Consider the following 738-nt stretch of genomic DNA (forward strand, 5'->3'; position numbering starts at 1 on the left):
GAGCCGGTGCGGGCGGGCGCGGGACCGTTCGGCGCGGCGGCCCAACTCCTGGCCCTCCTCGCCGTGTTCGCCGCTCTGACCACCGCTCCCGGAGAGTCCCGGCGCCCGGACGGGAGCCCCGGGCGATGACCCGCCCGAGCGACGGACCGCGCGCTCGGCCGCACGGGCGCGGGAGCCGGCCCGCCACCCCCGGCCCACCGAGGAGGAACCCCATGACGACGACGGCGGCAGCGCTGAGCGGAGCGCGACGCGTCCCGTTCCCGGTGGTCGACGAGGTCGCCCGGCACTGTCTGCAGGACGACGAACCGGAGACCGTGCACATCGAGGTGCACCTGAGCGGACGGCTCGACCCGGGCCGCCTCGGCGCCGCGTTCGCCCGGGCCCTCGCCCGGCACCCGCGGACCCTGATGCGGGAGGCGCCCCGCCCCTGGTACGCCCGGCGCTACGAGTGGGAGCTGACCGCCCGCCCGGACGCACCGCCCGTCTCCGTCCCGCCCCCGGGACCGGACGCGCTGGAGGCGGCCCGGGTCAGGGCCCTGGCCCACGCCCCGGCGCTGACGAGCGCACCCCCGGTCCGCCTGGAGGCCGTCCCGCACCCCGGCACGGGCGACACCGTGCTGTTCCTGACCGTCAACCACACAGCACTGGACGGCCCGGCCTGCCTGCGGGTCCTGGCCACCGCCGCCCAGGAGTACGGCGGCCCGGACAACACCCCGCCGCCCGCGACGCGGCCCGCCG

1 pseudogene is annotated in these 738 nt (G+C 79.1%); it reads left to right on the forward strand.

Annotated features, from left to right (window positions below):
• Positions 1 to 212: 212 nt before the first annotated feature.
• Positions 213 to 738 (forward strand): annotated as a pseudogene (locus GTW43_RS05775) (condensation protein); the annotation flags it as partial.

The sequence above is a fragment of the Streptomyces sp. SID5785 genome (genome assembly GCF_009870065.1).
Classification (GTDB): domain Bacteria; phylum Actinomycetota; class Actinomycetes; order Streptomycetales; family Streptomycetaceae; genus Streptomyces.